Source organism: Yinghuangia soli, assembly GCF_021502675.1.
Lineage (GTDB): Bacteria > Actinomycetota > Actinomycetes > Streptomycetales > Streptomycetaceae > Yinghuangia > Yinghuangia soli.
In genome coordinates, this window is sequence record NZ_JAKFHA010000014.1 from 1 (window position 1) to 8,494 (window position 8,494).

General features: G+C 71.9%; 5 protein-coding genes and 1 pseudogene. 2 read left to right on the plus strand and 4 right to left on the minus strand.

Annotated elements, in window-relative coordinates; translation table 11 throughout:
* Window positions 1-114 precede the first annotated feature (114 nt).
* From LZ495_RS22515 to mfd, 4 genes and pseudogenes are all read right to left on the minus strand, one after another.
* The gene (locus LZ495_RS22515) at window positions 115-768 is read right to left on the minus strand and encodes a GOLPH3/VPS74 family protein (protein WP_235054649.1); all 654 of its coding nucleotides are present in this window, start codon (window positions 766-768) and stop codon (window positions 115-117) included.
* A 236-nt stretch (window positions 769-1,004) separates the two neighbouring features.
* Window positions 1,005-1,229: pseudogene (locus LZ495_RS22520) on the minus strand (type II toxin-antitoxin system antitoxin); the annotation flags it as partial.
* Window positions 1,230-1,240: 11 nt separating this feature from the next.
* On the minus strand, window positions 1,241-2,167 hold the full coding sequence (locus LZ495_RS22525) for an SPFH domain-containing protein (protein WP_235054650.1): 927 nt from the start codon (window positions 2,165-2,167) through the stop codon (window positions 1,241-1,243).
* Between the two features lie 221 nt (window positions 2,168-2,388).
* The gene (gene mfd, locus LZ495_RS22530) at window positions 2,389-5,937 is read right to left on the minus strand and encodes a transcription-repair coupling factor (RefSeq protein WP_235054651.1); all 3,549 of its coding nucleotides are present in this window, start codon (window positions 5,935-5,937) and stop codon (window positions 2,389-2,391) included.
* 514 nt (window positions 5,938-6,451) lie between these two features.
* On the opposite strand from mfd, the gene LZ495_RS22535 reads away from it, so the two are divergent.
* Complete coding sequence (locus tag LZ495_RS22535) at window positions 6,452-6,745, plus strand: hypothetical protein (protein ID WP_235054652.1); 294 nt, start codon at window positions 6,452-6,454, stop codon at window positions 6,743-6,745.
* Window positions 6,746-6,959: 214 nt separating this feature from the next.
* The gene (locus LZ495_RS22540; protein ID WP_235054653.1) at window positions 6,960-8,417 is read left to right on the plus strand and encodes an aldehyde dehydrogenase family protein; all 1,458 of its coding nucleotides are present in this window, start codon (window positions 6,960-6,962) and stop codon (window positions 8,415-8,417) included.
* The last annotated feature ends 77 nt before the right edge of the window (window positions 8,418-8,494 follow it).

An 8,494-nucleotide genomic window follows, 5' to 3' on the forward strand; every position in this document is an offset into this window, starting at 1 on the left:
GGCCCGGCCTTCCGCTGTTTCTGCCGTTGGTGCCGCCGTTGTTGCCGCCCTGGGGCTGCGCCTGCTTGGCCTGGGCTTCTGCCTTGGCTTCTGCCTTGCGCCTGTCGCCTCGGGTCAGGCCGCGCCGCCCACATCGGACTTCTTGTCCTTCACCGTGCGGCGCAGCGCGGCCGGCACCGGGCCGAGCCGCGGCTCCAGTTCGGCGATCCTGGGGCGGGCCGCGCGGCGCTCCGCCCGGGACATGACCGGGCGCATCTCGCCGATGTGCGCGAACACCGCGGCCGCCGCGTCGCCGTGCGGCACCCGGGACGCCGGCTGCGCCGGACGCAGCGCGTCCCGCACCCCGCCCAGAACCGCGGTCCGCAGCCGCGGCTGCCGCAACTGCACGCTCTCGAACCGCAGGACGAGTAGAACCCGGCGGTGCTGCACGCGGATCAGCCGCTCGCCGAGCAGTTCGTCGCGCACTGTGCCGACCGCGGCTCGTTCGGCCTTCTTGACCCAGTAGCGCCACGGGCGCGGCTTCGGGTCCTCGGCGATCCGCCGGTGCACGGCCGCGGCGAGGGCGCTGCGCGGGGCGGCGCCGCGGGCCCCGGAGGTCCGGGGCCGCCCGTCGTCGTCGGCGAGGAGGCCGTCGTCGTACAGCTCTTGCAGGGCAGCGGCGTTCAGGACCAAGCCGAGGTACTCGCGGCCCGCGAGGCGCTGCCGCTCCGGGTCACAGGCCAGGAGGAACATCCGCCGAGTGAGCGGCACATCGTCCGTTGCAGGCATCGCGCGTGGTCCCTTCCCGTCCGGTCGGCCGGTTCCCGGCCTCCTCGTTCTCGCGCCGGTCCTTACGTGTCGGTGCCGAGAGCGCCACTGTCGCCAGTCCCGCCGTCAGCGTCGCCAGTACCGCGTATGCGGTGTCGAGCGGCATCGTCGCCCCCGTGGTCGTCCGCTTGGTGGTCCGCCTCGTCCGCCTCGTCCGGCGGCGCCGGCGGGTCGGCCTGGTCCGCCGGCTCGGCGGGCTCCGCCGGGTCGGCCCGGTCCGCGGCGGCCGCGCGTTTCGGCGGCCGGCCCCGCCGGGCGGGCTGTCCCGCGCCGCCCGGCATCCGGCCCGCTTCGCCCAGCGCCCGCCGCAGCAGGAACTCGATCTGCGCGTTCGTACTGCGCAGTTCGTCGGCCGCCCAGCGGGCCACCGCGTCGTGGACCGCCGGGTCCAGACGGAGGAGGATCTTCTTGCGCTCGGTCATCAGCGCGAACGCTATTGGTACAGGGAACCGGTGTTGACGACCGGCTGCGTGGCCTGTTCGCTGCACAGCACCACGAGCAGGTTGCTCACCATGGCCGCGCGGCGCTCGTCGTCGAGTTCGACGAGGTCCCCTTCTTCGAGCCGGCTCAAGGCCATCTCGACCATGCCCACGGCCCCTTCGACGATCCGAGTGCGGGCCGCGACGACCGCGCCGGCCTGCTGGCGGCGCAGCATCGCCTGGGCGATCTCCGGGGCGTACGCGAGCCGGGTGATGCGCGACTCGATCACCCGTACGCCTGCCGACTCGACCCGCACGCCGATCTCGGCGGACAGCTTGGCGGTGATCTCGTCGGCGTTGTCGCGCAGCGAGAGGCCGTCGGTGTTGTGGTTGTCGTACGGGTAGCTGTTCGCGATGTGCCGGACCGCGGTCTCGGTCTGGATCGCCACGAACTCCTCGAAGTCGTCGACCTCGAACATCGCCTGCGCGGTGTCCTGGACCTGCCACACCACCACCGCGGCGATCTCGATCGGGTTGCCGTCGAAGTCGTTGACCTTGGCGGTCTGGGTCTCCAGGTTGCGGATCCGGGTGGAGATCCGGGTGCGGTCGGTCAGCGGGTTCACGTAGCGCAGGCCCTCGTGCCGCAGCGTCCCCTTGTAGTGCCCGAAGAGCTGGATGACGCGGGCCTGGCCGGGGGCGATGGTGGTCAGCCCGCAGAGCCCGAGCAGGGCGCCGAGGACGATGACCACGCCGAGCGCGATCACGCCGGCCCGGGCGCCGCCCTGCACGGTGCCCGCGGCGAAGAAGACCGCGGTCGCGATGAGCAGGAAGAGCAGCCCGATGAACAGCGCGGGCACTCCCCCGACGCCCTGGATCAGGCGCTCGCGGACCTGCGGGGCCGGCATCTCCACCGCGGTGGGCTCGGCATTGTCGGCTGCCATGGGGTCCTCCCTGGTATTCGGCCCTGACACCATGAGAGTAGCAAACTGATATCACTTTTTGCGCGAGGGAAGCCCCTCGACCTGACGGGGTGGTGCGGGCGGGCGGGCCGGAGCGCGACGGAACATGCCGAGACATGCCTCGGCTTGCCTGGACATGCCGAGGCCCCCGGGTTTCCGGCCGGCAGCCGGAAGCCCGGGGGCCTCGGTCGTTCGTCGTACCGCTACTTGCCGGCCGCGATCGGCTCCAGGATCACCGCGTCGACCAGGTCGCGCGCCCAGTCCAGGAGCGCCACGTCGCGCACCGGCTGCCCGCCGATCCGCGCGGTCATCGGCTTCGGCACCAGGATCTGGTGCACCGCCGACTTGACCAGCGTCTTCGGGTACAGCCGCTGCAGCCGCAGCTGCTGCGACTCGCGCAGGTCCACCGGCCCGAAGCGGACGAAGTTGCCCTGCATCGTCACATCGCTCAGCCCCGCCTTGCGCACATGCGCGCGGAACTTCGCGACCGCCAGGAGGTTCTCCACGGGCAGCGGCAACGGGCCGTAGCGGTCCGTCAGTTCCTCGCGTACCGCGGCGATGTCCTCCTCGCACGTGATCGCCGCGATGCGCTTGTACGCCTCCAGCCGCAGCCGCTCCCCCGGCACGTAGTCGTGCGGGACGTGCGCGTCGACCGGGAGTTCGACCTTGACCTCGGGCACTTCCTCGGCCTGGTCGCCCTTGTACTCCGCGACCGCCTCGCCGACCAGCCGGACGTACAGGTCGAACCCGACGCCCTGGATGTGCCCGGACTGCTCGCCGCCGAGCAGGTTGCCCGCGCCGCGGATCTCCAGGTCCTTCATCGCCACGAACATGCCCGCACCCATCTCGGTGTGCTGCGCGATGGTGGCGAGCCGCTCGTGCGCGGTCTCGGTCAGCGGCTTCTCCGGCGGGTACAGGAAGTACGCGTACGCCCGCTCGCGCCCGCGGCCCACCCGGCCGCGCAGCTGGTGCAGCTGGGAGAGGCCGAAGTTGTCCGCGCGCTCCACGATGAGCGTGTTGGCGTTGGAGATGTCGATGCCGGACTCGACGATGGTCGTGCAGACCAGGACGTCGAACTCCTTCTCCCAGAAGTCGACCACGACCTGTTCGAGGGCGTTCTCGTTCATCTGGCCGTGCGCGGTCGCCACCCGCGCCTCGGGCACCAGCTCGCGGATCTTCGCGGCCGCCTTGTCGATCGACTCCACCCGGTTGTGGATGTAGAAGACCTGGCCCTCGCGCAGGAGTTCGCGGCGCACCGCGGCGGCGATCTGCTTGTCGTCGTACGGCCCGACGAAGGTCAGCACCGGGTGCCGCTCCTCGGGCGGCGTGGTGATCGTGGACATCTCGCGGATGCCGGTGACCGCCATCTCCAGGGTGCGCGGGATCGGGGTGGCCGACATGGTCAGCACGTCCACGTTCGCGCGCAGCTTCTTCAACTGCTCCTTGTGCTCGACGCCGAAGCGCTGCTCCTCGTCGACGATGACCAGGCCGAGGTCCTTGAACCGGGTCTCGCTGGAGAACAGCCGGTGCGTGCCGATGACCAGGTCGACGCTGCCGTCCGCCAGGCCCTCCAGGGTGGCCTTGGCCTCCGAGTCGGTCTGGAAGCGGGACAGCGCCCGGACGTTCACCGGGAACTGCGCGTACCGCTCGGCGAACGTCGAGAAGTGCTGCTGCACGAGCAGCGTGGTGGGCACCAGGACGGCGACCTGCTTGCCGTCCTGCACCGCCTTGAACGCCGCGCGCACCGCGATCTCGGTCTTGCCGTAGCCGACGTCGCCGCAGATCAGCCGGTCCATCGGGACCGTCTTCTCCATGTCCGCCTTGACCTCCTCGATCGAGGAGAGCTGGTCGGGGGTCTCGGCGTACGGGAAGGCGTCCTCCAACTCGCGCTGCCACGGCGTGTCCGGGCCGAACGCGTGCCCGGGCGCGGCCATGCGCGCGGAGTAGAGCTGGATCAGCTCGCCGGCGATCTGCTTGACCGCCTTCTTCGCCTTGGACTTGGTCTTCTGCCAGTCCGCGCCGCCCAGCCGGTGCAGCGAAGGCGCTTCGCCGCCCACGTACTTGGTGACCTGCTCCAGCTGGTCGGTGGGCACGAACAGCCGGTCGCCGGGCTGGCCGCGCTTGGCGGGCGCGTACTCGACCACCAGGTACTCGCGCTGCGCGCCGCCGACGGTGCGCTGCACCATCTCGATGTAGCGGCCCACGCCGTGCTGCTCGTGCACCACGAAGTCGCCGGTACGCAGCTGCAGCGGGTCCACGACGTTGCGGCGGCGGCTGGGCAGCCGGCGCATGTCCTTGGTCGAACTGCGCTGCCCGGACACGTCGGTCTCGGTCAGCACCAGCAGCTTGAGGCTGTCGGAGACGAAGCCGTTCTCGATGCGCCCGGTGGTGACGTGCACGAGGCCCGGCTCGGGGGCGCCCGGCAGGTCCGGGTCCAGGCGGGCCGCCACCCCTTCCCCGGACAGCATCTCGACGTAGCGCTGCGCCGGGCCGTGCCCCTCGGTGACGAACACGATCCGCCAGTCCTCGGCGAGCCGGCCCTTCACGTCGGCGAGCACGCGCGCCGAGTCGCCGCGGTACGACTCGACCGCGTGCGCGCCGATCGCGGCGGTGTTCGCGTCCAGCCGGATGTCGAGCTCGACGTCCGCGCTGAAGGGGCTGGTGGTCCACCACGGCAGGCCGATCTCGCGGGCGTGCTCGCGCACGTCCGCGAGGCTGCGCAGCGACGCGGCACCCAGGTCGATCGGGCTCTCGCCGCCGCCCGCGGCGGCCGCCCAGGACGCGTCCAGGAACTCCTGGCTGGTGGCCACCAGGTCGGCGGCCCGGGTCCGCACCCGCTCGGGGTCGCAGACCAGGATGTGGCTGCCCGCGGGGAGGACGTCGAGCAGCAGCTCCATGTCGTCCACCAGCGCGGGGGCCAGCGACTCCATGCCCTCGACCGCGATGCCCTCGCTGATCTTGCCGAGCATGTCGGCCAGGTTCGGGTGGTCGGCCAGCAGCGCCGCGGCGCGCTCGCGCACCTCGGCGGTGAGCAGCAGCTCGCGGCACGGCGGCGCCCACAGGCCGCCTTCGGCGACCTCCAGCGAGCGCTGGTCGGCGACCTTGAAGTAGCGGATCTCCTCGACCTGGTCGCCCCAGAACTCCACCCGGACGGGGTGCTCCTCGGTGGGCGGGAAGACGTCGAGGATGCCGCCGCGCACCGCGAACTCGCCGCGCTTCTCGACCAGGTCGACACGCGAGTAGGCGGCCGCGGCGAGCCGCTCGACCACATCGTCCAGCTCGGCTTCGGCACCGGCCGTCAGGCTGACCGGGACCAGGTCGCCGAGGCCGCGCACCTGCGGCTGCAGCACGCTGCGCACCGGCGCGACGACGACCTTGACCGGCCCGCCCGCGGTATCGGCGGCACCGGGGTGCGCCAACCTGCGCAGCACCGCCAGCCGGCGGCCGACGGTGTCGGAACGGGGCGACAGGCGCTCGTGCGGCAGCGTCTCCCAGGCGGGGAACTCGACGACCGAGTCCGGCGGGAGCAGCGACCCGAGCGCGCTGACCAGGTCCTCGCTCTCCCGCCCGGTGGCGGTGACAGCAAGCACGGGACGCCCGGCGCGCGCCGCGATCGCGGCGATCGCGAACGGCCGCAGGGCGGGGGGACCGACCAGGTCGAGATGGGGGCGGCCGCCTGCCGCGGCGGCCTCGGTGGCCTCGGCGACGGCGGGATCGGTGACGACGACATCAAGCAGACCGGTAAGGCTCATGACTTGCGCGGATCCTCCGGACGGCGCGCGGGCAAGACGATGCGCGGCCGAGTGGGGGGCACCCGGACCGGCACGGACGAGCCCCGGCGGGGCTCGGACAAACGCGGAACGCCCCGATCCTGCGAGGGACCGGGGTTCCCCACCAGACTACGCACCCCGACCGACGATCGGCCGATCGCCATGCGGCACGCGCTCCGCGCCGGACGGGGGCGCACACCACCTTTCCTGCGCTACCCGCCGCGCGCCGCACTCCCTTATCGCACTTCTTCACCCCATACACCCGAACGGGGGACCCTCACCCAATCGCGGGAAGCGCACGCCACCCGTTCCCCAGCGTCGCGCCATGGTCACTGAAGGACATGTATCGAAACGCGGGCTCCGCACCGGACCGACGTCGCCGGAGAGTGGCAGCAATGACACAGCAACCCGTCCCTGGCGACCTACGGGACTACCTTGCCCAGTTCGTCGAGGTAGGACTGGGCGGGGCCCCGCGCGCGAGCACTGGAGGAATCTGATGCGCGTCTACTTCCCCGGACGGGGAACGCTGGCCGAGGAATGGATGCAGCAGGCCGAAGCCGACGGCAAGGCCCTGCTCGAGGCCCGCGCCAAGGCCGGCGAGCGGGCGGCGATGGTGATCCACCTCCTTGGGAGCCGCGGCATCACGCTCTCCGAGGGTGACGCTGCCCGCGTGCGGGAATGCACCGACCTGGACACGTTGGGACGCTGGTTCGACCGGGCCATCCACGCCGAGAGCGCCCTCGACGTCTTCGCCGAGGACGCCCAAGCTGCCGCAGAGGACCGCGGCTGACCGTTCGTCCCGTACTCCGCACCGCCCGTCGCCGACTCCGGCGGCGGGCGGTGTGACGTTTGACGCTTGGGTGGGCCGCGCTTGCCTCTTGGCAATGCTCGGCGTAAGGGATCAAATGAGACCGGAGAAATCTGACGACGCGTCGGATTACTCTGCGTGACTACAGGTCGTGCGGGCGTACCGCGGCGTACAGGGCGAGGGAGACGACGCAGTTATGAGTGGCGAGGCGCAGAAGCTCTTCATCGGTGGCGAGTGGGTCGAGCCGGCTCGCGGCCACTACGAGGTCATCAACCCCGCGACCGAAGCGGTCATCGGCCTGGCCCCCGAGGCGTCGGTCGAGCAGGCGTACGCCGCCGCGGAGGCCGCCTCGCAGGCGTTCGACTCGTGGTCGCAGACCCCGCCGGAGCAGCGTGCCGCGATCCTGGACCGGGCCGCCGACCTGCTGTGGAAGGGCGGGGACCTCCCCGGTCTGGCCGCCGCCGAGGCCGGTGCCACGCCCGCGACCGGCATGATGATGCACGTCGGTACCGCGTACTCGCGCCTCAAGCGCTACGCGAAGGGCGCCCTCGAGCCCACCGAGTTCGCGATCAACCCGCAGATCACCCCGGCCACGCCGCTGAGCAAGGCGGGCGTGTTCGGTGCGCTGGAGGTGCGCCAGCCGGTCGGCGTGGTCACCTGCATCACCTCGTACAACAACCCGCTCGCCAACACCGCGGGCAAGATCGCCCCGGCGCTCGCGATGGGCAACACCTGCGTCGTGAAGCCCGCGCCGCAGGACCCGCTGGCCGTCTACCGCATGGCCGCGGCGCTGGAGGAGGCCGGCCTGCCCGCCGGTGTGCTCAACGTCGTGACCGGCTCGGCGCCGGACGTCGGCGAGGCGACCGTGGACTCGCCGTTCGTGGACATGGTCAGCTTCACCGGTTCGACCGTCATCGGCCAGAAGATCGCCGAGGTCGCGGGCCGCGGCATGAAGCGCCAGCTCATGGAGCTGGGCGGCAAGGGCGCGTGTGTCGTGTTCGACGACGCGGACATCGCCGCCGCGGTGGCCGGCATCGGCACCGTGTGGAGCTTCTACTCGGGCCAGATCTGCACCGCGCCGACCCGCGTGATCGTGCAGCGCGGCGTCTACCAGCAGCTGGTCGCGGGCCTGGAGCAGTACGCCAAGGCGCTGACCGTCGGCAACCCGGCGGACGAGGGCGTCACCGTCGGCCCCGTCATCTCCGCCGTGCAGCGCGGCCGCGTCGAGGCGCTCATCGCGCAGGGCAAGGCCGAGGGCGCGCACTGCGTGGTGGGCGGCGAGCGCCCCGGCCTGGAGAAGGGCTTCTTCGTCGCGCCGACGCTGTTCGCCGAGGCGACGAACCAGATGACCATCGCCCGCGAGGAGTTCTTCGGCCCCGTCGTCACGGTCATCCCGTTCGACGACGAGGAAGAGGCCACCAAGATCGCGAACGACTCGGACTACGGCCTGATCAGCTACGTCTTCTCCGGCGACGTCGAGCGCGCCTTCCGGGTCGCGCGCCGCATCCGCTCGGGCGGCGTCAGCATCAACACCGTCGGCCGCAACATGGAGGCCCCGTTCGGCGGCTTCAAGAAGTCCGGCGTCGGCCGCGACTGCGGTTCGTACGCGCTGGCCGCGTACAGCGAGATCCAGTCGCTGGTGTGGCAGGGCTGATCGACGCCCTGGTCTGCGTGTGAGCGGTGGGCGGCGCCGCAATACCCGGGGGGGCCCCCCCCGTGGGGGGGGGGGGG